General features: G+C 34.8%; 1 protein-coding gene. It reads right to left on the bottom strand.

Annotated features, from left to right (window positions below):
• Nucleotides 1-381: FAD-binding oxidoreductase (locus C6988_RS00975; protein ID WP_255464121.1), on the bottom strand; the 381-nt coding region annotated here is incomplete at its 3' end.
• Nucleotides 382-523 lie beyond the last annotated feature (142 nt).

Below are 523 nucleotides of genomic sequence, written 5' to 3'. Positions count from 1 at the left end.
AACACAAACTATTCTTCTATTATCTGGACTTCCATCAGGTAATTTATCATCAATGGTTAGTGCGTTACCTGTTGGCATTCCCAAATAGACAGTATCGCCTTCACTTGCATAGAATAATTCAGTCGTAACTCTTCCAGGAAGCGGATTTCTTACCCATCTTATAACAAATTCAAAATATTTTCTATTTTCAGGATGTGATGCAATAGAGTACGCTCTTCTGACTAGTTTATAATTTTCAGATGGAATATTCATTCCAATTGTGAGAAATTGTCCCGTAGTATACTCGGGAATATGACCGTCCTCTGGTACTATACGAATAATGACAAGGTCTTCTCTTAGTAATTCAAGATAAGTAATAGTTGCCTTTACATCACTAACCATGCCAAATATTTTTTCGTAACTTTGGTTAAATAGATTTCTGTAAAATCACCTAAAAATAATAAAAATAACATTCTGAGGAGGATCCGACAAAATAATATAGGCTAGGGTATGTTTCAGATCGCGGGTATGCATTCGGATAAGC

It is taken from the genome of Nitrosopumilus sp. b1 (assembly GCF_014078545.1).
In the GTDB taxonomy this organism is placed as follows: Archaea; Thermoproteota; Nitrososphaeria; order Nitrososphaerales; family Nitrosopumilaceae; genus PXYB01.
This window is presented reverse-complemented; position numbering and strand designations above follow the sequence as displayed.